21 protein-coding genes and 1 pseudogene are annotated in these 24,458 nt (G+C 73.5%); 13 read left to right on the plus strand and 9 right to left on the minus strand.

What is annotated here, in order from left to right:
* From ACFZAU_RS33365 to ACFZAU_RS33375, 3 genes and pseudogenes are all read left to right on the plus strand, one after another.
* Window positions 1-219: pseudogene (locus ACFZAU_RS33365) on the plus strand (dihydropyrimidinase); the annotation flags it as partial.
* Window positions 220-251: 32 nt separating this feature from the next.
* Window positions 252-1,274 (plus strand): TIGR03842 family LLM class F420-dependent oxidoreductase, encoded by a 1,023-nt coding sequence (locus ACFZAU_RS33370; protein ID WP_500555270.1) that lies wholly within the window; start codon window positions 252-254, stop codon window positions 1,272-1,274.
* 67 nt (window positions 1,275-1,341) lie between these two features.
* Window positions 1,342-2,874, plus strand: a complete 1,533-nt coding sequence (locus ACFZAU_RS33375; protein ID WP_500555271.1) for an NCS1 family nucleobase:cation symporter-1 — start codon at window positions 1,342-1,344, stop codon at window positions 2,872-2,874.
* Between the two features lie 37 nt (window positions 2,875-2,911).
* Here the strand turns inward: ACFZAU_RS33375 and ACFZAU_RS33380 are convergent, their stop codons facing one another.
* The 6 genes from ACFZAU_RS33380 to ACFZAU_RS33405 all read right to left on the minus strand — a co-directional run bounded on the left by ACFZAU_RS33380 (window position 2,912) and on the right by ACFZAU_RS33405 (window position 8,906).
* Window positions 2,912-4,555: a PucR family transcriptional regulator gene (locus ACFZAU_RS33380; protein ID WP_500555272.1), complete on the minus strand. Its 1,644-nt coding sequence runs from the start codon at window positions 4,553-4,555 to the stop codon at window positions 2,912-2,914.
* An 80-nt stretch (window positions 4,556-4,635) separates the two neighbouring features.
* Window positions 4,636-5,490 carry an amidohydrolase family protein gene (locus ACFZAU_RS33385; protein WP_500555273.1) on the minus strand — a complete coding sequence of 285 codons (855 nt, stop codon included), beginning with the start codon at window positions 5,488-5,490 and terminating at the stop codon, window positions 4,636-4,638.
* Window positions 5,487-5,798 (minus strand): L-rhamnose mutarotase, encoded by a 312-nt coding sequence (locus tag ACFZAU_RS33390; RefSeq protein WP_500555274.1) that lies wholly within the window; start codon window positions 5,796-5,798, stop codon window positions 5,487-5,489. The genes ACFZAU_RS33385 and ACFZAU_RS33390 overlap by 4 nt, the downstream gene beginning before the upstream one ends.
* Complete coding sequence (locus ACFZAU_RS33395) at window positions 5,795-6,787, minus strand: aldo/keto reductase (RefSeq protein ID WP_500555275.1); 993 nt, start codon at window positions 6,785-6,787, stop codon at window positions 5,795-5,797. The genes ACFZAU_RS33390 and ACFZAU_RS33395 overlap by 4 nt, the downstream gene beginning before the upstream one ends.
* Before the next feature lie 14 nt (window positions 6,788-6,801).
* Entirely contained in the window at window positions 6,802-7,569 is a 768-nt protein-coding gene (locus ACFZAU_RS33400; protein ID WP_500555276.1) for an SDR family NAD(P)-dependent oxidoreductase, read from the minus strand.
* Window positions 7,566-8,906: an enolase C-terminal domain-like protein gene (locus tag ACFZAU_RS33405; protein WP_500555277.1), complete on the minus strand. Its 1,341-nt coding sequence runs from the start codon at window positions 8,904-8,906 to the stop codon at window positions 7,566-7,568. Before ACFZAU_RS33405 ends, ACFZAU_RS33400 begins: the two co-directional genes overlap by 4 nt.
* A 232-nt stretch (window positions 8,907-9,138) precedes the next feature.
* Here ACFZAU_RS33405 and ACFZAU_RS33410 point away from each other — a divergent pair, with 232 nt between their 5' ends.
* From ACFZAU_RS33410 to ACFZAU_RS33420, 3 genes are read left to right on the plus strand one after another with little or no spacing between them, the layout of a single operon-like run.
* Entirely contained in the window at window positions 9,139-10,191 is a 1,053-nt protein-coding gene (locus tag ACFZAU_RS33410) for a sugar ABC transporter substrate-binding protein (protein ID WP_500555278.1), read from the plus strand.
* A 33-nt stretch (window positions 10,192-10,224) separates the two neighbouring features.
* The gene (locus ACFZAU_RS33415) at window positions 10,225-11,799 is read left to right on the plus strand and encodes a sugar ABC transporter ATP-binding protein (RefSeq protein WP_500555279.1); all 1,575 of its coding nucleotides are present in this window, start codon (window positions 10,225-10,227) and stop codon (window positions 11,797-11,799) included.
* A 2-nt stretch (window positions 11,800-11,801) separates the two neighbouring features.
* Window positions 11,802-12,848: an ABC transporter permease gene (locus ACFZAU_RS33420; RefSeq protein ID WP_500555280.1), complete on the plus strand. Its 1,047-nt coding sequence runs from the start codon at window positions 11,802-11,804 to the stop codon at window positions 12,846-12,848.
* A 24-nt stretch (window positions 12,849-12,872) separates the two neighbouring features.
* On the opposite strand, the gene ACFZAU_RS33425 is transcribed toward ACFZAU_RS33420, so the two are convergent.
* Both ACFZAU_RS33425 and ACFZAU_RS33430 read right to left on the minus strand, forming a co-directional pair.
* Window positions 12,873-13,307, minus strand: a complete 435-nt coding sequence (locus ACFZAU_RS33425; protein ID WP_500555281.1) for a nucleoside deaminase — start codon at window positions 13,305-13,307, stop codon at window positions 12,873-12,875.
* Between the two features lie 2 nt (window positions 13,308-13,309).
* Window positions 13,310-14,155: an LLM class flavin-dependent oxidoreductase gene (locus ACFZAU_RS33430; protein WP_500555282.1), complete on the minus strand. Its 846-nt coding sequence runs from the start codon at window positions 14,153-14,155 to the stop codon at window positions 13,310-13,312.
* 93 nt (window positions 14,156-14,248) lie between these two features.
* On the opposite strand from ACFZAU_RS33430, the gene ACFZAU_RS33435 reads away from it, so the two are divergent.
* The gene (locus ACFZAU_RS33435; protein WP_500463021.1) at window positions 14,249-14,710 is read left to right on the plus strand and encodes an Lrp/AsnC family transcriptional regulator; all 462 of its coding nucleotides are present in this window, start codon (window positions 14,249-14,251) and stop codon (window positions 14,708-14,710) included.
* A 2-nt stretch (window positions 14,711-14,712) separates the two neighbouring features.
* Window positions 14,713-15,090 carry a nuclear transport factor 2 family protein gene (locus tag ACFZAU_RS33440; protein ID WP_500555283.1) on the plus strand — a complete coding sequence of 126 codons (378 nt, stop codon included), beginning with the start codon at window positions 14,713-14,715 and terminating at the stop codon, window positions 15,088-15,090.
* Between the two features lie 26 nt (window positions 15,091-15,116).
* On the opposite strand, the gene ACFZAU_RS33445 is transcribed toward ACFZAU_RS33440, so the two are convergent.
* The gene (locus ACFZAU_RS33445; RefSeq protein WP_500555284.1) at window positions 15,117-17,177 is read right to left on the minus strand and encodes a phosphocholine-specific phospholipase C; all 2,061 of its coding nucleotides are present in this window, start codon (window positions 17,175-17,177) and stop codon (window positions 15,117-15,119) included.
* Between the two features lie 422 nt (window positions 17,178-17,599).
* On the opposite strand from ACFZAU_RS33445, the gene ACFZAU_RS33450 reads away from it, so the two are divergent.
* From ACFZAU_RS33450 to meaB, 5 genes are all read left to right on the plus strand, one after another.
* The gene (locus tag ACFZAU_RS33450) at window positions 17,600-18,334 is read left to right on the plus strand and encodes a hypothetical protein (protein ID WP_500555285.1); all 735 of its coding nucleotides are present in this window, start codon (window positions 17,600-17,602) and stop codon (window positions 18,332-18,334) included.
* Between the two features lie 107 nt (window positions 18,335-18,441).
* Window positions 18,442-19,206: a potassium channel family protein gene (locus tag ACFZAU_RS33455; RefSeq protein WP_500555286.1), complete on the plus strand. Its 765-nt coding sequence runs from the start codon at window positions 18,442-18,444 to the stop codon at window positions 19,204-19,206.
* A 162-nt stretch (window positions 19,207-19,368) separates the two neighbouring features.
* Entirely contained in the window at window positions 19,369-21,264 is a 1,896-nt protein-coding gene (gene mutA / locus ACFZAU_RS33460; protein ID WP_500555287.1) for a methylmalonyl-CoA mutase small subunit, read from the plus strand.
* The gene (scpA, locus tag ACFZAU_RS33465; RefSeq protein ID WP_500555288.1) at window positions 21,264-23,465 is read left to right on the plus strand and encodes a methylmalonyl-CoA mutase; all 2,202 of its coding nucleotides are present in this window, start codon (window positions 21,264-21,266) and stop codon (window positions 23,463-23,465) included. The genes mutA and scpA overlap by 1 nt, the downstream gene beginning before the upstream one ends.
* A gap of 4 nt (window positions 23,466-23,469) precedes the next feature.
* Complete coding sequence (meaB, locus tag ACFZAU_RS33470; RefSeq protein ID WP_500555289.1) at window positions 23,470-24,453, plus strand: methylmalonyl Co-A mutase-associated GTPase MeaB; 984 nt, start codon at window positions 23,470-23,472, stop codon at window positions 24,451-24,453.
* Window positions 24,454-24,458 lie beyond the last annotated feature (5 nt).

Below are 24,458 nucleotides of genomic sequence, written 5' to 3' on the forward strand. Positions count from 1 at the left end.
GCCGACATCGTGGTCTACGACCCGGGCGTGGAGCAGGTCATCTCCGCGGCCACCCACCACATGAACGTCGACTACTCGGCCTACGAGGGCAAGCGCGTACGCGGCAAAGCCCGCACCGTGATCTCCCGCGGCACCGTCGTCGTCGACCAGGACCGCTACCTGGGCCGGGCCGGCCACGGCCGCTACCAGACCCGTGAGACCTGCCAGTACCTCGTCTAGCCACACCGTCGAGCCACCCAGGGAGCGCAGCAATGGATTTCGGTCTCGTCCTGCAGACGGACCCGCCCGCCGCGGGGGTCGTGGAGCTGATGCGGCGCGCCGAGCGCAACGGCTTCAGCCACGGCTGGACCTTCGACTCGACGGTGCTGTGGCAGGAGCCGTTCGTCATCTACAGCCAGATCCTGGCGAACACCGAACGTCTGGTCGTCGGCCCGATGGTCACCAACCCGGGCACCCGGACCTGGGAGGTGACCGCCTCGACTTTCGCCACGCTGAACGAGATGTTCGGCAACCGGACGATCTGCGGCATCGGCCGGGGCGACTCGGCGATGCGGGTGGCGGGCCGCAGGCCCAACACCCTCGCGCGCATCGAGGAGGCGATGCACGTCATCCGCGAGCTCGCCGAGGGCCGCGAGGCCGACCTCGGCAGCGGGGCGGTGGTGAAGTTCCCGTGGGTGCGGCCCGGTGCCGAACTCCCGGTGTGGATGGCGGCGTACGGGCCGAAGGCGCTGGCGGTCGCCGGGGCGAAGGCGGACGGGTTCATCCTGCAGCTCGCCGACGTGTACCTGACGGAGTGGATGGTCAAGGCGGTCAGGGACGCCGCGGTCGCCGCCGGACGCGACCCGGCCGAGGTGAAGGTGTGCGTGGCGGCTCCGGCGTACGTCACCGAGGACGACTCCCCGCAGGCGCTGGCCCATGCCCGCGAGCAGTGCCGCTGGTTCGGCGGCATGGTCGGCAACCACGTCGCCGACCTCGTCTCCAAGTACGGCGAGGTGTCCAGCGCCGTCCCCCAGGAGCTCACGGATTACATCCGGGCCCGCGAGGGGTACGACTACTCGCACCACGGCCGCACCGGCAACCCCGACACCGCGTTCGTCCCCGACGAGATCGTCGACCGCTTCTGCCTCATCGGCACCGCCGAGCAGCACGTCGAGAAGCTGCGTGCCCTGCAGGCCCTCGGTGTCGACCAGTTCGCCCTGTACGACATGCAGGACGCCAAGGAGTCCGTGATCGACGTCTACGGCTCCACCGTCATCCCCGCGCTCCGCGCCTGATCCCCGGCCCGCCATCCCCCCGCACGGCACGTTCGATCCCCGTACCCCTCGAACGAAGGGGGCTGCCATGACAGCCACCGCTCCACCCCCCGCCGGAAGAGCCGGGGCCGAGGGCCGCGTCGAGCTCTCGCCCGACGCCGTCCCGACCGGCCCCTACGCCAACGAGGACCTGCTCCCCGTACCGCTCGCCCAGCGGAAGTGGACCACGTACAACTTCACCGCCCTGTGGGTCGGCATGGCCCACAACGTGGCCTCCTGGACCCTCGCCTCGGGCCTGGTCGCCCTCGGCATGGACTGGAAGCAGGCGGTGCTCACCATCGCCCTCGCCAACGTCCTCGTGCTGGTGCCGATGCTGCTCACCGGCCACGCCGGCCCCAAGTACGGCATCCCCTTCCCGGTGTTCGCCCGGGCGTCGTTCGGGGTGCGCGGGGCCAACCTGCCCGCACTGGTCCGGGCGGCGGTCGCCTGCGTGTGGTTCGGCATCCAGACCTGGATCGGCGGCTCCGGCATCTTCCTGCTCGCCGGGAAGCTCTTCGGCGACTCGTGGGCGAACGCGGGGACGATCGGCGGATACCCGTGGACGCAGTGGCTGTCCTTCGTCGTCTTCTGGATCATCCAGGTCGCGATCATCGTGCGCGGCATGGAGATGGTGCGACGGTTCGAGAACTGGGCGGCCCCCTTCGTCATCGTCGGCGCGATCGCGCTGCTGATCTGGATGACGAACAAGGCCGGCGGCCTCGGCCCGCTGCTCGACCAGCCCTCCGCCCTCGGCTGGGGCGGTGACTTCTGGAAGGTCTTCTTCCCCGCCCTCATGGGCATGATCGGCTTCTGGTCGACGCTCTCCCTCAACATCCCCGACTTCACCCGCTACGCGGCCGGACAGCGTGCCCAGCTGTGGGGGCAGTCGCTCGGGCTGCCCACCACGATGACGCTGTTCGCGCTGCTGTCGGTGCTGGTGACCTCCGGCTCGCAGGCGGTGTACGGCGAGCCGATCTGGGACCCGGTGGCGCTGGCGGCCAAGCTCGACAACTGGGCCGCGGTGCTCTTCGCGCTGATCACGGTCCTGGTGGCCACGCTCTCGGTGAACATCGCGGCGAACGTGGTCTCGCCTGCCTTCGACCTGTCCAACATCGCGCCGCGCAGGATCAGTTTCCGCACCGGCGCGCTGATCACCGCGGTCGTCGGCGTCGTCATCTTCCCGTGGAAGCTGCTGGCCAGCCCGCAGGCGTACATCTTCACCTGGCTCGGCACCGTCGGCGGCCTGCTGGGCACGGTGGCCGGCATCCTGATCGCCGACTACTGGATCCTGCGCCGCACACGGCTGGAACTCGCCGACCTCTACAGGTCCGAGGGCCGCTACTGGTACGACGGCGGCTGGAACTGGCGGGCACTGGCGGCCTTCGTCGTCGGCGGTGTCCTCGCCATCGGCGGCTCGCACTCGGGACTCGACGCCAAGGGCGTCAAGCAGGGGCCGTTCCCGGTCGACGGACTGATCCCCTTCCTGAAGCCGCTCGCGGACTACGGGTGGGCCGTCGGCCTCGCCGCCTCCCTCCTCGTGTACGCCCTGCTCAGCCGGCTCGCGCCCCAGCGCGAGGACTGAACCGGCGCCGCACCCGCGGGGCCCGGGCCCGGCACGCTCAGCGGCCGGACCCGGGCCCCGCGGCGCTCTGCGCCTCGTGCGCGAGCAGCGCCACGTAGAGCGAGGTGAGCTGCTCCCAGTCGTCCAGGTCGATGCCGAGCAGCGCCTCGATGCTCTGCAGCCGCCGGTACAGGGCGGGCCGGCTGACGTGGTGCACCTGGGCGGCCGCCGACTTGTTGCGGCCCGCCGCCAGATAGGTGCGCAGCACCTCCAGCAGCGCCGGGTTCCCCAGCAGGGGGCCCAGCTCCCGCCCGATGAAGGCCTGCAGCTCGGGCTCGTCGCGCAGCAGGCGCACCAGGCCGCGCAGCCGTACGTCGCGCAGCCGGGCCACCGGCGCGTCCGGGGGGCCGGCGACCGCCGCGTCCGCCACGTGCACCGCCTCCACGAAGGAACGGCGGACCTCGTCGAGTTCCCCGCAGCCGAACCCCGCGCCCACCACCGCCGTACGGCCGCGCCCGGCCAGTTCCTCGTGCACCCGCAGCGCCACCTTGTGCACGGCGGCGTCGGCGTCCTGACCGGCGGGGATGCTCAGCAGGACCGCCGTGCCGGCGGCGCCGGTCCGCGCCACCAGCCCCGCGACGCCGGGATGTTCGGCCAGCACGTGCTCGATCAGCTCCGGCATGTCGTCGCGGCCCCCGGGCGGCGGGCCGAGGGGGCGGACCACGACGGGCACGAAGGTGCGCCGGTTGACCGGGAGGCCCGCCGCGCGCACCCGCGTCACCAACTGCTCGGGGCGGGCCGTGCCGGTCGCCAGGTCGTGCAGCAGGGACTCGGCGGCCTGGTCCTCCCAGCCCCGGTCCTGGTCGCCGAGGAGGCGGTGCATCGCCAGCGCCTCCGAGGCGCGGGCGCCCAGCACCCGGCCGAACTCCTCGGGACCGCGGTGGCCGAAGAGCACCAGGCGCCCCCACTGCCGGCCCCGGGCCTCCAGCGGTGCGACGACCCAGCCGTCCGGGCCGACCGTCACGGCGCCGCTGCCGGCCAGTTCGGCGACCTGGCCGGAGACCCGTTCCCAGTCGCGCAGCAGGTCGTTGAGCGAGCCCTTGTCCCCGGCCGAGGCCAGCACGCGTTGCGCGAGGTTGACGACGACGGCCGGACAGGCGCTGTGCGCCGCGATCTCGTCCAGGACCTGCTGGAGGCCGGCGCCGGAGAGGTTGAGGGCGGTCAGCGAGGAGCGGACCCGGTCGGAGAGGTCGAGCGCGGCGAACCGGCCGTGCACCAGGCGGGCGTGCACCTCCTCGGTGAGCCGCGCGAACGGCGCCGGCCGGTGCAGCACGATCAGCGGCACCCCGCAGCGTTCGGCGGCCCGCCGCATCGGCTCGGGCGTGGTGCGGAACGCCCGGCCGAGACCCAGGACGACCGCCGCGACGTCGGCCCGCTGCATCGACTCGACGTACTCGCGCTGCGCCCGCTCGTCGCCCGCCAGCAGCAGACCGGTGGTCAGCACCATCTCCCCGCCGCTGAGCATGACGCCGACGTCCAGCGCCTCGGCCACGTGCAGCCAGCGCACCGCGCGGTGCAGATGGGCGGAACCGGCCACGACCTCCGGCACCCAGGGGGTGACGAGGTCCAGGTCGAGCACGTCGCGCACGGTGAGCCGCCCCGCCGTGCTCGCCGGGGGTGTGTCCGGTCTGCCGTCGCTCACGCGCCCACGCCCGTTCCTCGTGCCGCCAGGGGTGGGAGTCTAATCACCCGCACCCCGCCCGGCGCCGTCCGCGCGGGTGCTCAGAGACCGTAGACGCGCCGTGCCGTGCCGGAGAAGACCTCCCGCCGCTCCGCGTCGTCCAGCCGGCCGGTCAGGACGCGGGCGGCGTCGACCACCTCGGCGTAGGAGGCGGCGAGCCGGCACACGGGCCAGTCGGAGCCGAACATCAGGCGGCCGGGCCCGAACGCGTCGAGCACGGTGCCGGCGTAAGGCGCGAGGGCGGCCGTCGTCCAGGTGTCCCAGTCGGCCTCGGTGACCATGCCGGACAGCTTGCAGGCGGTGTTGGGCCGGGCGGCCAGCGCCCGCACGTCCGCGCTCCACGGCTGCGTGGCGCCCTCGGCGATGGGCGGCTTGCCCAGGTGGTCGAGGACGAACACCAGCTCGGGTACGAGGGCCGCCGCGCGGGTCGCCGCCGGGAACTGGTGGGGGAGCACCACCAGGTCGTAGACGAGTCCGGCGTCGGCCACCGCGCGCAGCCCGCGCAGCACGTCGGGGCGGAGCAGCCACTCCGGGTCGGGTTCGCCCTGCACCTGGTGACGGATTCCCACCAGGCGCTGCCCGCCGGGCAGTTCGCGCAGGGCCGCCAGCCGGTCGGCGACCGCGGGGTCCGTGAGGTCGGTCCAGCCGACCACCCCGGCCACCAGGTCGCTGCCCGCGGCCAGGGCCAGGAACTCCGGGGTCTCCGCGGCCACCGTGACGGTTTGGACGAGGACGGTCGCGGTGACGCCCGCGGCCTTCGCCTCCGGTTCCAGGTCGGCGAGGGTGAAGTCGCGGCGCAGCGGGGCCAGCCGCTCCCCGGTGATCCAGTCCTGGTCGCGGACGGACAGGTCCCACAGGTGGTGGTGCGCGTCGACGACGCCCTCCGGCACGGTCACAGCTGCCACACCACCGGCAGCGGCGCCCCGGCGCCGTCGGCGGAGTAGTCGTGGGCGACCTCCAGCAGCTCCGCCATCCGTGCCTGCCAAGCGATGTTGCCGGGCAGCCGCTCCAGCGCGGCGAGCATCGCCGGGTAGTCGTCGACGTCCAGCAGGTGGAAGAGGTCGGCGCCGCTGCGCCAGATCGTCCACTCCCGTACGCCCGCGCCGCGGATGGCGGCGGTCAGCTCGGGGGGCACCTCGCGGTGCGCCTCCTCGTACGCGGCGATCCGGTCCGTACGCACCCTCGTGTGCAGGGCGACCCTCATGTCGGCTCCTCGTCCGGTACGGGTACGTCCGCGCCGAGCAGGCCCTCGGCGCGCAGGTCGGCCCACATCGCGGCCGGGAGCGGCAGCCGCAGCACGGCGGCGTTGTCCCGCGCCTCGTCGGCGGAGCGCAGCCCCACCAGCGTGCTCGCGACCGCGGGATGGGCCGCGGGGAAGCGCAGCGCGGCCGCCCGCAGCGGCACGCCGTGCCGGCCGGTCACCGAGCGCAGCCGCCGGGCGCGGGCGAGCACGGGTTCCGGGGCGGGGGCGTAGTCGTACGTGGCGCCCTCGCCCGGGTCGATCAGCAGGCCCGAGTTGAAGGCGCCGCCCACGACCACGCTCGCGCCGCGGGACGCCGCCAGCGGCAGCACCTCGGCCAGGCCCTCCTGCTCCAGCAGCGTGTAGCGGCCGGCCATCAGCACCACGTCGACGTCGGTGTCCCGCAGGAAGCGGGCGAGCATGGCGGTCTGGTTCATGCCCGCGCCGATCGCGCGGACGACGCCCTCCGCGCGGAGCCGCTCCAGCGCCGGGTACCCCTGGCCGAAGGCCTCCTCGGCGTGGTCGTCGGGGTCGTGGAGGTAGACCAGGTCGACGTGGTCCAGGCCCAGGCGTTCCAGGCTGGCCTCGATGCTCCGGCGCACGCCGTCGGCGCTGAAGTCCCAGACCCGGTGCGTCGTGGCGGGCACGGCGAAGCCGTTCGCCAGGTCGTCCCCGCCGGGCCCGCCGGGTTCCAGCAGCCGTCCCACCTTGGTCGAGACGGTGTACGCCGACCGGGGCCGGTCGCGCAGGGCGGCGCCGATGCGGCGTTCGGACAGGCCGAGCCCGTAGTGGGGCGCGGTGTCGAAGTAGCGGACGCCGGCATCCCAGGCGGCGTCCACCGCCGCGCGGGCGGCGTCGTCGTCGACCGGGGTGAAGAGGTTGCCGATCGGGGCGGCGCCGAAGCCCAGCTCGGTGACGGCGACGCCGCTGCGGCCCAGGGTGGTGGTGCGCATCGTGGTCCGGTCCCTCACTGCCCGGCCGGGCGCAGCCGCAGTCCGGCCATGCCGCCGTCCACGGCGAGCGCGGTGCCCGTGACGGAGGCCGCGGCGGGGCTCGCCAGGTAGACGATCGCGGCCGCGACCTCGTCGGCGGTCACCAGACGGCCCATCGGCTGCCGGGCGTTGAGGGCGGCGCGTTCCGCCTCGGGGTCGTCGGCGGCGTCCAGCAGCCGGGCCACCCACGGGGTGTCGGCGGTGCCGGGGTTGACGCAGTTGACCCGGATGCCCTCGCGGACGTGGTCGGCGGCCATCGCCAGGGTCAGCGAGAGCACGGCTCCCTTGCTGGCGCTGTACAGGGCGCGCTGGGGGAGCCCCGCGGTGGCGGCGATGGAGCAGGTGTTGACGATCGCGGGCCGGGCCGAGCGCCGCAGGTGCGGAAGGGCTGCGCGGGTGGTGCGCACCATGCCGAGCACGTTGACGTCGAGCACGCGGTGCCACTGCTCGTCGGGGTTGTCCTCGACGGTGCCCGCCGCCCCGATGCCCGCGTTGTTGACGAGGACGTCGAGGCCGCCGAGGGCCTCCGCCGCGGCGTCCACGGCGGCCCGGGTGGAGGCGTCGTCGGAGACGTCGGCCTTGAAGCCGGTCAGCTGCGCGGGCAGCCCGTCCGGCGCCAGGTCCAGGACGGCGACCCGGGCGCCGCGCGCGGCCAGCAGCCGCGCGGTCGCCAGGCCGATCCCGGAGGCGCCGCCCGTCACCAGGGCGCCGAGGCCCTCCAGGTCGCGCAACTCCTCGCTCATGCCGTCCCACCTTCCTGCCGTGCCCGGTCCGCCACCCAGAACGTACCGTCGGGGTAGCGGTACGCGTCGATCGATTCCGGTCTCATCTGCGCGGAGAAGCCGGGTGCCGTGGGGGCGGTGTAGTGGCCGCCGCGCATGACGACCGGTGTCGCGAAGTGCTCGTGGAGGTGGTCCACGTACTCGATGGCGCGGTCCTCGGTCGTCCCGGCCAGCGCCACGAAGTCGAACATCGACAGGTGCTGCACCAGTTCGCACAGCCCGACGCCGCCTGCGTGCGGGCACACCGGGACGTCGAAGGCCGCGGCCAGCAGCAGGATCGCCAGGTTCTCGTTGACCCCGCCGACCCGCGCCGCGTCGATCTGCAGCACGTCGATCGCGCCGGCCTGCAGCAACTGCTTGAAGACGATGCGGTTCTGCACGTGCTCGCCGGTGGCGACCCGGACCGGGGCGACCGCCTTGCGGATCGCGGCGTGGCCGAGGACGTCGTCGGGGGAGGTGGGCTCCTCGATCCAGTACGGGTCGAACTCGGCCAGGGCGGTGACCCAGGTGACGGCCTCGGCGATGCCCCACCGCTGGTTGGCGTCGATCGCGATGCGGACGTCCGGGCCCACGGCGGCACGGGCCGCGCGCATGCGCCGTACGTCGTCGGCGAGGTCGGCGCCGACCTTCAGCTTGATCTGGGTGAAGCCGTCGGCCACGGCCTGCTCGGCGAGCCGGGTCAGCTTCTCGTCGGAGTAGCCGAGCCAGCCGGGCGAGGTGGTGTAGCCGGGGTAGCCGCGGTCCAGCAGTCCGGCGGTGCGTCCAGCGGCGCCGGCGCGGCCCGCGCGCAGCAGTTCCAGCGCGCGCCCGGGGGGGAGGGCGTCGTCGATGTAGCGGAAGTCGACCTGGGAGACGAGCCATTCCGGGTCGGCCTCGGCCAGCAGCCGCCACAGCGGAAGGCCCCGGCGCTTGGCGGCCAGGTCCCACACGGCGTTGACGACGGCTCCGATCGCCATGTGCATCACGCCCTTCTCGGGCCCCAGCCAGCGCAGCTGGCTGTCGCCGGTCAGGTCGCGCGCCACGGAGCCGGGGTCGGCGCACAGCTCCTCGACCGGCCGGCCGAGGAGATGGGGGCGGAGTGCCTCGATCGCCGCGACCTGGACGTCGTTGCCCCGGCCGATGGTGAAGACGAAGCCGTGCCCCTCGTGGCCGTCGTCGGCGTCGGTGCGGAGCACCACGTACGCGGCGGAGTAGTCGGGATCCGGATTCATCGCGTCCGAGCCGTCCAGTTCCCGGGAGGTCGGGAAGCGGATGTCATGGGTGTCGATCGCGGTGATGCGGGCGGAGGTTGCGGACAAGTGGCTGCCTTTCACGCTCGGCCTGGCCAAGACATCGGAGGTCTCGCGCCACGGTGACTCTAGGCCCCCGGGACGGGACTGGCAATCCATTCCTCGGATGTCTCGTCGGTCGAACTCCATTCGATCGTGTCCGTATAGGGGGTTGTCAGGGTCGCGGGACGGACTTACCTTCCTCTCGTCCGGGATACCTCGGATGAATAGCCCCGGCTCACCCGGACAGGGAGAACACGGCATGAAGCCCGCCCGCACGCGCTCCACCGCCGCGATCGCCGCGACCGTGCTCGTCACGGCCGCCCTCGCCACCGCCTGCAACCGCGGCAGCACCGGCACCGCCGCCGGCTCCGGCGACGACAAGCCCGCCATCGGCGTCGACCTGCCGCGCTCCGACTCCGACTTCTGGAACTCCTACGCGCAGTACATCGAGAAGGGCATCGAGGACGACGGGCTGAACGCGCTCCCGCGGAGCAACTCGCAGAACGACATCACCAAGCTCGTCGCGAACGTCCAGGTCTTCCAGAACACCGGCGCCAAGGCCGTCGTCATGGCCCCGCAGGACACCGGCGCCATCGCCTCCACCCTCGACACCCTCGCCGGCAAGAAGATCCCGGTGGTCAGCGTGGACACCCGCCCCGACAAGGGCGACGTCTACATGGTCGTGCGCGCCGACAACAAGGCGTACGGCACCAAGGCCTGCGAGTTCCTCGGCGAGCAACTGGGCGGCAAGGGCAAGGTCGCCGAGTTCCAGGGCGCCCTGGACTCCATCAACGGGCGCGACCGCTCCGAGGCGTTCGCGGCGTGCATGAAGGAGAAGTTCCCCGGCATCACGGTCTTCGAGCTGCCCACCGACTGGAAGGGCGACGTCGCCTCCGCCAAGCTGCAGAGCCTGCTGGCCCAGCACCGAGACCTGAACGGCATCTACATGCAGGCCGGCGGTGTCTTCCTGCAGCCGACGCTCGCCCTGCTCAAGCAGAAGGGCCTGCTCAAGCCGGCCGGGCAGAAGGGCCACATCACCATCGTCTCCAACGACGGCATCCCGCAGGAGCTGGACGCCATCCGCAAGGGCGAGATCGACGCGACCGTCTCCCAGCCCGCCGACCTCTACGCCAAGTACGCGCTGTACTACGCCAAGGCCGCCGCCGAGGGGAAGACCTTCAAGCCCGGCCCCACCGACCACGACTCGACGATCATCAGCATCCCCAACGGCCTGGAGGACCAGCTCCCCGCGCCACTGGTGACCAAGGACAACGTCGACGACAAGGCCCTGTGGGGCAACAACATCGGCTGACCGCCCGTCCGCACGAGAAGAACGGAAACCACCATGGCGGACCCCGCCACCGCGCCGCCGGCCGTGGCCGAGGCGACCGGGATCGGCAAGCGCTTCGGCGCCACCGTGGCGCTGCGCGACGCGGGCATCTCGGTCGCCCCGGGTGAGTCGCACGCCCTCGTGGGCCGCAACGGCGCCGGCAAGTCCACCCTCGTCGGCATCCTCACCGGCCTCCAGCAGCCCGACAGCGGCACCCTGCGCTTCTCGGGCGAACCGGCGCCCTCCGTCGGCGACACCGACGCCTGGCGCACCCGGGTCGCCTGCGTCTACCAGCGCTCCACCGTCATCGGCGAACTCTCCGTCGCCGAGAACCTCTTCCTCAACCGGCAGAGCCCCGGCCCGCTGCGCCCCATCCGGTGGACGGCGCTGCGCCGCCGCGCGGCGGAACTGCTGGGCGAGTACGGGGTGGACATCGACCCGTCCGTCCGCGCCCGCGACCTCACCGTCGAACAGCGGCAGTTCGTCGAGATCGCGCGCGCCCTCTCCTTCGGCGCGCGCTTCATCATCCTCGACGAGCCCACCGCCCGGCTCGACGCCCGCGGCATCGCCCGGCTCTTCGACAAGCTCCGCGACCTGCAACGGCAGGGCGTGGCCTTCCTCTTCATCTCGCACCACCTGCAGGAGGTCTACGACCTCTGCACCACCGTCACCGTCTACCGGGACGCCCGCCACATCCTCACCGCCCCCGTCGCCGAACTGGGGCACGACGCCCTGGTCGAGGCGATGACCGGGGAGAGCGCCGCCGCGCCCGCGGCGGGCGCCCCGGCTCCCGGCCCCTCCGCGCCCGCCACGGGCGAACCGGTCCTGGACGTGACCGGCCTGACCCTGCGCGACGCCTACGCGGAGGTCTCCCTGGAGGTCCGCGCGGGCGAGGTCGTCGGCCTCGCCGGGGCCACCGCCAGCGGCAACGTCCGGCTGGCGGAGACCCTCGCAGGGCTGCACCGCGCCGACGCGGGGCGGATCACGGTGGCCGGACGCGAGCTCCGCGCGTCCGGGGTGCCCGCCGCGCTGGCCGCCGGGGTGGGCCTGGTCCCCGAGGACCGCCACCACCAGGGCCTGGTCGGCACGCGCAGCGTGGCCGAGAACGCCACCCTCACCGTCACCGACCAGCTCGGGCCGTACGGAACCGTACTGCCCTCGCGGACCCGCGAGTTCGCCGAGCGCATGATCAAGGACCTCGACATCAGGACACCGGGCGCGGGGACCCCCGTCTCCGCGCTGTCCGGCGGTAATCAGCAGAAGGTGGTGGTCGCCCGCGCCCTGGCCACCGACCCCCACGTCCTGGTCGCCGTGCGTCCCACCAACGGGGTCGACGTGCGCTCCAAGGAGTTCCTGCTGGGCAGGATCCGCAAGGTCGCCGACGACGGGCGGGCGGCGCTGGTCGTCTCCGACGAACTGGACGACCTCAGGGCGTGCGACCGGGTCGTGGCCATGTTCCACGGCCGGGTGGTCGCGGAGTTCGGCCGGGGCTGGCGGGACGAGGAACTGGTCGCCGCCATGGAGGGCGTGGCCGCCCGTCCCGCCGCGCGGGAGCGGGACACCGAGCAGGGAGAGGAACAGGAAAGGTAGCCATGTCCACCACCACTGACGTCACCGAGCCGCCGGTGCCCGCCGCCGAGGCGGCCGCGCCGGGGACGCCGCGCCGCGTACCGGGCGGACTCGCCCGTTTCCGCGAGCTGTCCCTCGTCCCCGCCATCCTGGTGCTGGGCGTCATCGGCTTCATCGTCTCGCCGGCCTTCCTCACCTCCGACAACCTCATCGGCGTCGCCCAGCAGTCCACCGAGCTCAGCCTGCTCGTGCTGGCCCAGGCGCTGATCCTCATCGCGGGCCGGATGGACCTGTCGCTGGAGTCCACCATCGGCGTCGCGCCGGTCATCGCCATCTGGCTCGTGCTGCCCGCATCCGGCGGCCGCTTCACCGGACTGGAACTGCTCCCGGTCTGGACGGCGATACCGGTGTGCCTGCTGGTCGGGGCGGTCATCGGCGCCGTCAACGGCTTCTTCATCCTCAAGCTGCGGCTGAACGGCTTCATCGTCACCCTCGGCGCGCTCACCATGCTGCGCGGACTGCAGATCGCCATCTCCGAGGGCCGTTCCATCGTCGAACTGCCCGGCTCCTTCAGCTACCTCGGCCACGCCTCCTGGGCCGGGGTGCCCGCCGCGATCTGGATCTGCGCCCTGCTCTTCGCGGTCGGCGGCTGCGCACTCGCCTGGCTGCGGCACGGCCGGGCGCTGTACGCGATCGGCGGCAACCCCGAGGCCGCGCGCACCGCCGGCATCCGGGTGGACCGGATCACCTGGGTGGTGCTCATCGTGGGCGGTGTGCTCGCGGCCTTCGCGGGCGTGCTCTACAGCGGGCACTACGGCTCGATCTCCGCGGACCAGGGCAGCGGCTGGATCTTCCAGGTCTTCGCCGCGACCGTCATCGGCGGCGTCAGCCTCAACGGCGGCCGCGGCACGCTCTTCGGGGCGCTGACCGGCGTCCTGACCCTGCAGCTCGTCGTCAACGTGATGACCCTGGCGGGCGTGCCCCCGCTGTGGAACCAGTTCCTCAACGGGGCCATCATCATCGTCGCCCTGATCATCTCCCGCTTCGCCTCGGGCGAGAAGCAGGAGTGATCGGGCCGGGAGGGGCCGGCCGGATCAGTAGTAGCCCTCGACCGGGACGCGGGCCTCGTCGTACAGGGCCGGCCCCTCCTGCGGCACCTGCGGGAAACCGGCCTTGGCCGCGGGCGACTTGAGCCCGGTGAGCTGGTCGGTGGAGAGCGCGTAGACGACCCGGCCCAGCCCCGAGCGCTCCAGGGCGCCCGCGCACATCCCGCAGGGCTGGCAGCTGGTGTACATGGTGGTGGCGGCCGCGGTGGCCGGATCGAGCTCCCGGGCCGCCCACCGCGCCAGCTTCAGCTCGGGGTGGGCGGTGATGTCGTCGTCGCTCAGGCTGCTGTTGCGGTCCTCGGCGAGCACGGTCCCGTCCGGGCCGGCCAGCAGCGAGCCGAAGGGCGGGTTCCCGGACGCGCGGGCTTCGGCGGCCAGCTCGACCGCCCGGCGCAGCAGGCGGGTCGTCATCTCGTCGGTCATCGTCACTCCGATCGTGGGCGGTGGGCGGCGACCGCCGCGAGCGCCTGCCACGCCGTCCGCGGGCGCAGGATCTCGCGGGGATCGCCGTTGAAGGGGTCCAGGACGACAATGTCCGCGCCGAGCGCCCGCAGTTCGCCGAGGTCGGCGGTGACCTGTTCGAGGGTGCCCTGACCGGCGAGCCGGTCAGGACCGGTCAGCGGCTCCGCCGTGAGCCGCAGCGCGATGCGCGGCGCCAGGGCGGGCACCGGCCGCCCCTGCTCACGTGCCTGCGCGCCGAGCCCGCCGACGGCCTCGCGCAGCCACGGCACGGTGAACCGCAGCGGATGCCAGGCGTCGCCGACGCGGACCGCGCGACGGCGGGCCGCCGCGCTGTTGCCGCCGATCCACAGCGGCACCGGGGCGCCGGCGTAGTCCGCCCCGTCCTTCCACGCCTCGCGCAGGACCGTCAGGTGCTCGTCCGTCAGCGCTCCGCGCCGCTCGAACGGGACGCCCAGCGCGGCGAACTCCTCCCGCGCCCAGCCGACGCCGACCCCGAGGACCAGCCGTCCGCCGCTGAGCATGTTGAGGTTCGCCGCCATCCGGGCCGTCAGCAGCGGATGCCGGTACGGCAGGATCAGCACCGTCGTCCCCAGCCGGATGCGGTCGGTGACGCCCGCGAGCCACGACAGGGTGGTGAACGGCTCGTAGAAGGGCGCCGGGTACTGCTCCGCCACGTCCGGGGTGATGACGACGTGGTCGGAGACCATCAGCAGGTCGAAGCCCAGCCCCTCCACCGTCCGCGCCCAGTCGCGCAGCACGCCGGGGTCGGTTCCGGGCCCGAAGTTCGGGACGTTCACACCGATTCGCACCCCGTCAGGCTATCCAGCGGGCCGTCCCGCCAGGAAGGCGTTCCCCACGGTCCGGGCGGCGCCCGGCCGTGGATACCCCGGTATCTTCGCCGTATGGCCGAGAATCTCGACGCGACCGACTGGGCGATCCTCACGGAGCTGCAGCGCGACGGCCGGGTCCCCTTCACCGAACTGGCCCGCCGGGTCAGCCTCGGCGCCTCCGCGACCGCCGAGCGGGTCCGCCGGCTGGAGGGCCTGGGCGTCATCACCGGCTACCGCGCCGAGGTCGACCTCGGCAGGGCCGGCTACCCGGTGCTCGCGGTCGTCCGCCTGAAGTACCCCGGCAGCCGGCACGAGCCCCTGCACCGGCTGCTCGGCGAGCGACCGGAGATCCTGGAGTGCCTGCGCACCACCGGGGAGGAGTGCTACGTCCTGAAGGTCGCCGCCGCCTCCATGGGGCACCTGGAGGAGGTCATGGACGAGTTGGCGCGGTTCGGGAGCGTGACGACCAGCGTGGTCTACCGGCAGACCCTGCCGTACCGGGGTCCCGGTCGGGCGCCGTCCGGCATGCTGTGAGCATGGACTCTGCGAAGGTCGTCGAAGAGCTGTGGCAACGGATCCAGGCGCGCGACTGGGCCGGTGCCGGTGAACTGATCGCCGAGGACGCCGTGGTGGAGTGGCCGGTGAGCGGCGAGCGCATCGTCGGCAGGGCCAACTTCCTGGCGGTCAACAGCGAGTACCCGGAGGGCTGGTCGATCCGGGTGCTCAGGGTGGTGGCCGACGGCGACCAGGCCGTCTCGGAGGTGGAGGTGCCGCACACGGACCTCGGGCTCTTCCACGCGGCGTCGTTCTGGACCGTCCGCGACGGACGGGTCGTCGCCGGCCGCGAGTACTGGACGAGCCCGGGCGCCGACCCCCGCCCGGAGTGGCGCGCCCGCTACGTCGAGCCGATGTAGCGGGCGCGCGCCGGCTCCCGTGCGGGTCAGCCGCCGATCGCCGGGTCGCTCGTGCTGTCCCGGCCCGTCTCGACGTGGCCGGCCAGCCGGCGCCGGAAGGTGCCGTCGAGGTCGGAGGTCACCGACAGGTCGTACCAGCCGTGGCTGTGGTGCGTCCCGGCCACGTGCACGGCACGGGCGCCCGGACGCAGCCGGTAGGCCACCGGGTGCTCCTTGCCGTAGCCGTCCTTGACGGTGAGCTCGACCGTGCGGGGCCCGTCGTTGGTCAGGACGAGACGTACGGAGCCGCGCTCGCCGTCGTGCCGGGCGCTGACCTCGGGACCGGCCTGGCTCGCCCGGCCCGCGAACCGGCGCAAGAAGCCGTTCGGCCCGTGCGCGGTGAAGTCGTACGCCCCGTGGGCGTCCGCGTCCACGGGCCAGGTGTCCGCCAGGGAGCGCGTGGCCGCGACCGTGTACGACCACGGGCCCTCGGTGTGCGTCGGGGAGGTCACCAGGAAGTGCGCGCCGGCGGAGGCGTGCGAGGCGAAGTCCAGGCGCAGCGTCCCGGTGCTGGTGCTGATCCGGCCGTCCGCCGACAGGTCGTAGGGGACCGGGCGGGCCGGACGCAGTCCGCGCTCCTGGCGGGGGAGCGACGGGTGGGCGGGCGGCGCGGGCACGTAGTCCGGGTGCCGGTCGCCGTCCGGCGGCAGGTAGCCGCGGGTGTCGGGCAGCCTCGGGGGCTTGGTGTCTTTGTGCCCGAAGTCGAAGGCCGTGGTGAGGTCGCCGCAGACGGCGCGCCGCCAGGGGGAGATGTTCGGCTCGTGCACGCCGAAGCGACGCTCCACGAAGCGGATGATCGAGGTGTGGTCGAAGGTCTGCGAGCAGACGTAGCCGCCCTTGCTCCACGGCGACACCACGAACATCGGCACACGCTGGCCGAGCCCGTACGGGCCCGCCGGGCGGGAGCCGGAACCGGCGTACAGGTCGCCGGCGACGTCCACGGTGGAGCCGCCCTGCGCCGCGGAGCCGGCCGGGAACGGCGGGACGACGTGGTCGAAGAAGCCGTCGTTCTCGTCGTAGGTGACGAACAGCGCGGTCCTGCTCCACACCCGGGGGTTCGAGGTGAGGGCGTCGAGGACCTGCGCGATGTACCAGGCACCGTAGTTGGCGGGCCAGTTCGGGTGCTCGGTGAAGGCCTCGGGGGCCACGATCCACGAGACCTGGGGGAGCTTCCCGGCCTTGACGTCGGCGCGCAGGAGGTCGAAGAAGCCCTCGCCCTTGCGCGCGTCGGTGCCGGTGCGGGCCTTGTCGAACAGCGGGTCGCCCGGCTTCGCGTCGCGGTACTGGTCGAAGTACAGCAGGGAGTTGTCGCCGTAGTTGCCGCGGTACGCGTCGCCGATCCAGCCCCAGCCGCCCGCGGCGTCCAGGCCGTCGCCGACGTCCTGGTAGATCTTCCAGGAGACCCCGGCCGCCTCCAGCCGCTCCGGGTAGGTCGTCCAGGAGTAGCCCAGCTCCTCGTTGCCGAGGACCGGGCCGCCGCCCTTGCCGTCGTTGCCCGTGTGGCCCGTCCACATGTAGTAGCGGTTCGGGTCGGTGGAGCCGATGAACGAGCAGTGGTAGGCGTCGCAGATGGTGAAGGCGTCGGCGAGCGCGAAGTGGAAGGGGATGTCCTCGCGGGTCAGGTGCGCCATGGTGGTGGCGGACTTCTGCGGCACCCAGCGGTCGTACCGGCCCCGGTTGAAGGCGGCCTGGCCGTCGTTCCAGCCGTGCGGCAGGTCCTGCAGGAACGCCAGCCCCAGGTCGTCGGCGTCGGGGTGGAACGGGAGCACGTCCTTGGTGCCGTCGGACTGGTACCAGACCGGCTTGCCGTTCGGCTGGGCCACCGGGTGCGGGTCCCCGAAGCCGCGCACTCCGCGCAGCGTGCCGAAGTAGTGGTCGAAGGAACGGTTCTCCTGCATCAGCACGACGATGTGGTCGATGTCGCGCAGCGAGCCGGTCCTGCGGTCCGCGGGGATCTCCGCCGCGCGGGCGATGCTGGTGGGCAGCGCCGACAACGCGGCGGTACCGCCCGCCAGTTGCATGAAGCGTCTGCGGTCGATGTGGTTCATGGCAGGCCTGTCTCCGGGGTGGTCCGCGGCAGTACGGGGGCGGCGGCCAGTCTCTCCCCGCGTGCGCGAACACCGGGCGGCGGCCAGGGGAAGCCCCCGCGAAGGCTGCGCCAATCCGCCACGGCCCGCCCGCCCGGATCCGCCCGGACGGGGCAAAGCGGCGCGGCCGGGCGGGCGTTGGGGTGTCGCGCCGCGGGTCTTCCACGGGACCGCGCGGGCCGGGCGGTGGGGGCGGCCGGGAACGCGGCCTCGGACCACGGCGGTTCGGTCCCGGGCCGGGGCTCGACCGGGGGCCGGCAGGACGACGTCGGTACCGGTGTCCCGCCCGCGGCCGGGGGAATCCGTTCGCGGACCCGGGCGACGGCCCGGTAGCCTCCGCCCCTGCTCGACGACAACCGTCCACGGGGGAGCACCGTTCCGCCATGCCTCAGCCGACCGCCGCCCGCTCCGCCCTGCTCGCGACCACCGTCCTCCTGCTCCTCGCCGGCCTGTCCGGGTGCGGGCACGGTTCCGGCGACGGGGCCGAGGGGGCGGGTGAGCGTGCCGGCGCCGCCGACTTCGACGTCGCGACGGCCCTGGCCCGTGCGGACCCGGCGCCCTACTCGGCGGCCGTGGCCCTGACGACCACCGTCGCCGGGCCGCCCACCGTGTCGCGGGGCCGGGTCAACCTGAACGGCCCGAAAACCGGCCGGCTCACGGTGCGCGACCCGCACAACGGGGTGTCCGACGCGCTCTGCACCGGGGAACGCGCCTACGTCCGCTTCCGCCAGGACGACGGGCGGCCCGGCCGCCGGAACGCGCTGCCGGCGCCCGTCGGCGGGCGCCTCCACCTCGGCCATCTGGGCGGCTACGCGACCCTCCTGGCCGGACGCCCCGGCGCGGACAGGGGGCCGGAGCGGACCGCGGGCCTCGCCGTCCACCCGCTCGAGGGAACCGTCACCACCGGCGAACTGGCGAAGCTCGACCCGGACGTCCACGGCGACATGACAGCCGCTCACGCCGGCTCGTTCGACTGCGAGATCTGGGTGACGGCGCAGGGGCGCGTCGTGCGTTTCGAGCGGCGGCTGGTCAGGGACGACCGGACGACGGTCCGCACCGTCGTGACGCTCTCCCGGTTCGGCCCGCCCGAGCGGACCACCGCGCCAGTGAACCCCTGAGCGACCGGTCCGGGTGCCGCAGGACCGCCGTCGCCGCAGGTCAGCCGCGTCCCGCGGACGTGGATCGGCCCCACCGGGGTGCCGGGGCCGCGGGGGATACTGCCCCCATGAACCGTCTCGAACGCTGGGAGCAGCAGACCAGGGCGGCGCTGCTCGCCCTGGCCGTGGTGTTCGGTGCCGCCTACGCCCTGCCGATCCTGGTGCCGGCGGCCGACCCCGCGCTCATCACCACCGCGCACTGGACGGAGCGGACGGTCTGGGCCCTGTTCGCCGCCGACTACGCGGTCCGGCTGGCCCTGAGCGAGCGGCGCTGGGAGTTCGTCAAGCGGCAGCCGCTCAGCCTCGCCGTGGTCGTCCTCCCGCTGCTCCAGCCGCTGCGCCTGCTGCGCCTGGTGTCCGCGCTCTTCCTGGTCGGCCAGCGGGTGCGGCTGGCGGCCCAGGTGCGCCTGACGACCTACGTCGTAGGCGCCGTGCTCGGGCTGCTGGCGTTCGGGTCGGTCGCCGTCCTCGAGGCCGAGCGCAACTCGCCGCACGGCAACATCCGCACCATCGGCGACGCCCTGTGGTGGTCCTTCACCACGATGACGACGGTGGGCTACGGGGACCACGCCCCGACCACGGGCGTCGGCCGGCTCATCGCGGTGGGGCTGATGCTCTCGGGCATCGCCCTGCTCGGTGTGGTCACCGCCAACATCGCCGCCTGGTTCCTGGCCCGCTTCCAGGAGGACGAGGAGGAGAACCGGCGCGTCCAGGAGGTCACCGAGGAACTGCTGCGCGAGGTCCGTGAGCTGCGCCGGCAGGTCGCCGACCTCACGGAGGCGACGACCGGCACCCGCCCCGGGGCGTCCGGACAGGCCGCCGAGCGGCGCTGACCGTGCCGTCGAGGAGCGCCGCCGGAGACCTCCCGGGCGGGTCGTGGGGCCGCCGCCGGATAGAGCATCGCGTCCGAACGGATCAAGGGTCCACCGGAATGGGCAAGGTCACAGGTGTGCCCCCTGCTGCTCACCTGCTGACGGGCACTAGCCTCTGTGAGCATGACGGTCCTGCCTGACGACGGGCTCTCCCTGGCCGCCGAATTCCCGGATGCGACCCACGAGCAGTGGCGGCGCCTCGTAGAGGGCGTCCTGCGCAAAGCGGGCAAGGACGTCTCGGGTCAGGCGGCGGAGGACGCGCTGTCCACCTCCCTCGAAGACGGGCTCATCACGCGCCCGCTGTACACCGCGCCCGACGCGCCCGACGCCTTCGGCGACGGCGTCGGCCTCCCCGGCTTCGCGCCCTTCACCCGGGGCGGTGCCCCGGCGGGCGGCGTCCTGGGCGGCTGGGACGTACGCCAGCGCCATGCGCGGCCCGACGCGGCCCGCACGAACGAGGCCGTGCTCGCCGACCTGGAGAACGGCGTCACCTCCCTCTGGCTCGTCCTGGGGGACGCCGGCATCCCGGTGCCCTCGCTCGGCGCGGTCCTGGACGGCGTCTACCTCGACCTCGCCCCCGTCGTGCTCGACGCGGGCGCGGACTTCGAGGCGGCCGGCCAGGCGCTGCTCGCGCTCCACGACGAACGGGGCGTGGCCCGCGAAGCCGCGCGCGGCAGCCTCGGCGCCGACCCCCTCGGCCTCGTCGCCCGTACCGGTGACGCGGACGCGCTCGCCGCGCACACCGCCGCTGCCGTGGCGCTCGCCCGCCGGACGCACCAGGATTACCCGGGGCTGCGCGCGCTGACCGTGGACGCCCTGCCGTACCACGAGGCGGGCGGTTCGGCCGCCGAGGAACTCGGCGCGTCCCTCGCCACCGGGGTGGCCTACCTGCGGGCGCTGACCGAGGCCGGGCTGCCGGTCGACGCGGCCTGCGCGCAACTGGAGTTCCGCTACGCCGCCACCGCCGACCAGTTCCTGACGATCGCCAAGCTCCGCGCCGCGCGCCGGCTGTGGGCCCGCGTCGCCGAGGTCTGCGGCGCCTCCGCGACCGCGGCGGGGCAGCGCCAGCACGCCGTCACCTCGCCGGTGATGATGACCCGACGCGACCCGTGGGTGAACATGCTGCGCACCACCGTCGCCACGCTCGGCGCCGGCGTCGGCGGCGCGGACTCCGTCACGGTGCTGCCGTTCGACCACGCGCTGGGCCTGCCCGACGCCTTCGCGCGCCGCATCGCCCGCAACACCTCCACCATCCTCATGGAGGAGTCCCACCTGGCCCGGGTCGTCGACCCGGCGGGCGGCTCCTGGTACGTGGAGCGGCTCACGGACGAACTCGCCGGGGCCGCCTGGGCCTGGTTCCAGGAGCTGGAGCGCTCCGGCGGGCAGGCCGCCGCCCTCGCCTCCGGCCTGGTCGCCGACCGCCTCGCCACGACCTGGGCCGAGCGCACACGGGCCCTGGCCAGGCGGCGCGAGCCGATCACCGGCGTCAGCGAGTTCCCGCTGCTGTCGGAGCCGCCCGTCGAGCGTGACCCGGCGCCGGCCGCGCCCTCCGGCGGCCTCCCGAAGGTCCGCCGGGACGAGGCCTTCGAGGCCCTGCGCGCACGCTCGGACGCCCACCTGGCCGCGACCGGGTCCCGCCCGAAGGTCTTCCTGGCTGCCCTCGGCCCGGCCGCCGCGCACACCGGACGGGTCACCTTCGCCGCCAACCTCTTCCAGGCCGGCGGCGTCGAGCCCGTCCACGACCCGGTGACGGTCGACGCCACGACCGCGGCCGGGGCCTTCGCCCGAAGCGGCGCGCAGGCCGCGTGCCTGTGCTCCAGCGACGCGCTCTACGAGGAGCACGCCGCGGACGTCGCCGCGGCACTGAAGGAGGCGGGAGCGGGCCGGGTGTTCCTGGCCGGCCGCCCCGGCGAGCGCGAGGCCGCCTGGACCGCGGCGGGCGTCGACGGCTTCGTCTTCGCGGGCGGCGACGCGGTCGCCGTCCTGACCTCGGTCCTCGACCGGATGGGAGTGGCCTGATGCGGATCCCGGACTTCTCGGAGATCGAGCTGGGACCGGGCGCCGGGAACGGCGCCACCGAGGAGCAGTGGCGCGCGGCGGTCAAGGAGACCACCGGCCGCGGCGCCGAGGACCTGGTGTGGGAGACGCCCGAGGGCATCGGCGTCAAGCCGCTCTACACCGGCCGCGACCTGGAGGGCCTGGACTTCCTGGGCACCTACCCGGGCATCGCGCCGTACCTGCGCGGCCCCTACCCGACGATGTACGTCAACCAGCCCTGGACGATCCGGCAGTACGCGGGCTTCTCCACCGCCGAGGAGTCCAACGCCTTCTACCGGCGCAACCTGGCCGCCGGCCAGAAGGGCCTGTCCGTCGCCTTCGACCTGCCGACCCACCGCGGCTACGACAGCGACCACCCGCGCGTCACCGGTGACGTCGGCATGGCGGGCGTCGCCATCGACTCGATCTACGACATGCGCCAGCTCTTCGACGGCATCCCGCTGGACCGGATGACCGTGTCGATGACGATGAACGGCGCCGTGCTGCCGGTGCTGGCGCTCTACATCGTGGCCGCGGAGGAGCAGGGCGTACCGCCCGAGAAGCTGGCGGGGACCATCCAGAACGACATCCTCAAGGAGTTCATGGTCCGCAACACCTACATCTACCCGCCCAAGCCCTCGATGCGGATCATCTCCGACATCTTCGCGTACACCTCGCAGAAGATGCCGCGCTACAACTCGATCTCCATCTCCGGCTACCACATCCAGGAGGCCGGGGCCACGGCCGACCTGGAGCTGGCCTACACCCTCGCGGACGGCGTGGAGTACCTGCGCGCCGGGCTCGGCGCGGGCCTGGACGTCGACGCCTTCGCGCCGCGGCTGTCCTTCTTCTGGGCGATCGGCATGAACTTCTTCATGGAGGTCGCCAAGCTGCGCGCGGCCCGGCTGCTGTGGGCGAAGCTCGTCCGGCAGTTCGAGCCGGAGAACGACAAGTCGCTCTCCCTGCGCACCCATTCGCAGACCTCCGGCTGGTCGCTGACCGCGCAGGACGTCTTCAACAACGTCACACGCACCTGCGTGGAGGCGATGGCCGCAACCCAGGGCCACACCCAGTCGCTGCACACCAACGCCCTCGACGAGGCGCTGGCGCTGCCGACGGACTTCTCCGCGCGGATCGCCCGCAACACCCAGCTGCTGCTGCAGCAGGAGTCCGGCACCAACCGGGCCATCGACCCGTGGGGCGGCTCCGCCTACGTCGAGAAGCTGACGTACGACCTGGCGCGGCGCGCCTGGCAGCACATCCAGGAGGTCGAGAAGGCCGGCGGCATGGCGCAGGCGATCGACGCGGGCATCCCCAAGATGCGCGTCGAGGAGGCCGCGGCCCGCACCCAGGCGCGCATCGACTCCGGGCGCCAGCCGGTCATCGGCGTCAACAAGTACCGGGTGGACAGCGACGAGCAGATCGAGGTCCTCAAGGTCGACAACTCCTCCGTGCGCGCGCAGCAGATCGCCAAGCTGCGCCGGCTGCGCGAGGAGCGCGACGAGGGCGCCTGCCAGGACGCTCTCGCCGCGCTGACCGCCGCCGCTGAACGCGGCGCGGGCCAGGGCCTGGAGGCCAACCTGCTGGCGCTGGCGGTGGACGCGGCACGCGCCAAGGCCACCGTGGGCGAGATCTCCGACGCCCTGGAGAAGGTGTACGGCCGGCACTCCGGGCAGATCCGTACGATCTCCGGTGTGTACCGGAACGAGGCAGGGGAGTCGCCGTCCGTGGACCGCACCCGCGCGCTGGTCGGACGCTTCGAGGAAGCGGAGGGCCGGCGCCCGCGCATCCTCGTCGCCAAGATGGGCCAGGACGGCCACGACCGCGGCCAGAAGGTGATCGCCACCGCCTTCGCCGACCTGGGCTTCACGGTGGACGTCGGGCCGCTCTTCCAGACCCCCGCCGAGGTCGCCCGGCAGGCGGTGGAGGCCGACGTGCACATCGTCGGCGTCTCCTCGCTCGCCGCCGGCCACCTCACGCTGGTGCCCGCGCTGCGCGAGGAACTGGCGGCCGAGGGCCGGGAGGACATCATGATCGTGGTCGGCGGCGTCATCCCGCCGCAGGACGTCCCCGAGCTGCTCGGCATGGGCGCGGCCGCGGTCTTTCCGCCCGGCACCGTCATCCCCGACTCGGCGTACGACCTGGTCACGCGGCTCGCCGCCGCGCTCGGCCACGAACTGTGAGCCCATGCCTCCCACCATCGACCTGGACGCGTACGTCAAGGGCGTGCTCGACGGCTCACGGGCCTGGATCGCCCGCGCCATCACCCTGGTGGAGTCGTCGCGGCCCGATCACCGGGAGCTCGCCCAGCGGCTCCTGACGGAGCTGCTGCCGTACGCCGGCAAGGCCCGCAGGATCGGCGTCAGTGGGGTGCCGGGGGTGGGCAAGTCCACCTTCGTCGACGCCTTCGGCACCCTGCTCACGCGCCTCGGCCACCGGGTCGCGGTGCTCGCCGTCGACCCGTCGTCCACGCTGACCGGCGGCTCCATCCTGGGCGACAAGACCCGGATGGAGCGGCTGGCGGTGGACCCCTCGGCCTTCGTGCGGCCCTCGCCGTCGGCCGGGACGCTGGGCGGCGTGGCCAAGGCGACCCGGGAGTCCATGGTCGTCGTGGAGGCGGCGGGCTACGACGTGGTGCTCGTGGAGACCGTGGGCGTCGGCCAGTCCGAGACGGCGGTCGCGGGCATGGTCGACACCTTCCTGCTGCTGACCCTGGCCCGCACCGGCGACCAGCTCCAGGGCATCAAGAAGGGCGTGCTGGAGCTCGCCGACGTCATCACCGTCAACAAGGCCGACGGCCCGCACGAGCGCGACGCCCGCGCCGCCGCGCGGGAACTGTCCGGCGCCCTGCGGATGATGACCCCGGTGGACGCCGCCTGGACCCCGCCCGTGCTGACCTGCAGCGCCCGCGAGGGCACCGGCCTGGAGACGCTGTGGGAGCGGCTGGAGCAGCACCGCACGCTGCTGGATTCCACGGGACGGCTGGCGGCCAAGCGCCGCGACCAGCAGATGGAGTGGGCCTGGAGCATGGTCCGTGAGGAACTGCTGGGCCGTCTCCGTGGCCACCCCGAGGTGCGCAGGCTGACCCCGGAGATCGAACGGCAGGTCCGCGAGGGCACGTTGACGCCCACGCTGGCCGCCGCGCGCATCCTCGACGCCTTCTCGGGCTGAGCCCG

The organism is Streptomyces sp. NPDC008238 (assembly GCF_042956445.1).
Classification (GTDB): domain Bacteria; phylum Actinomycetota; class Actinomycetes; order Streptomycetales; family Streptomycetaceae; genus Actinacidiphila.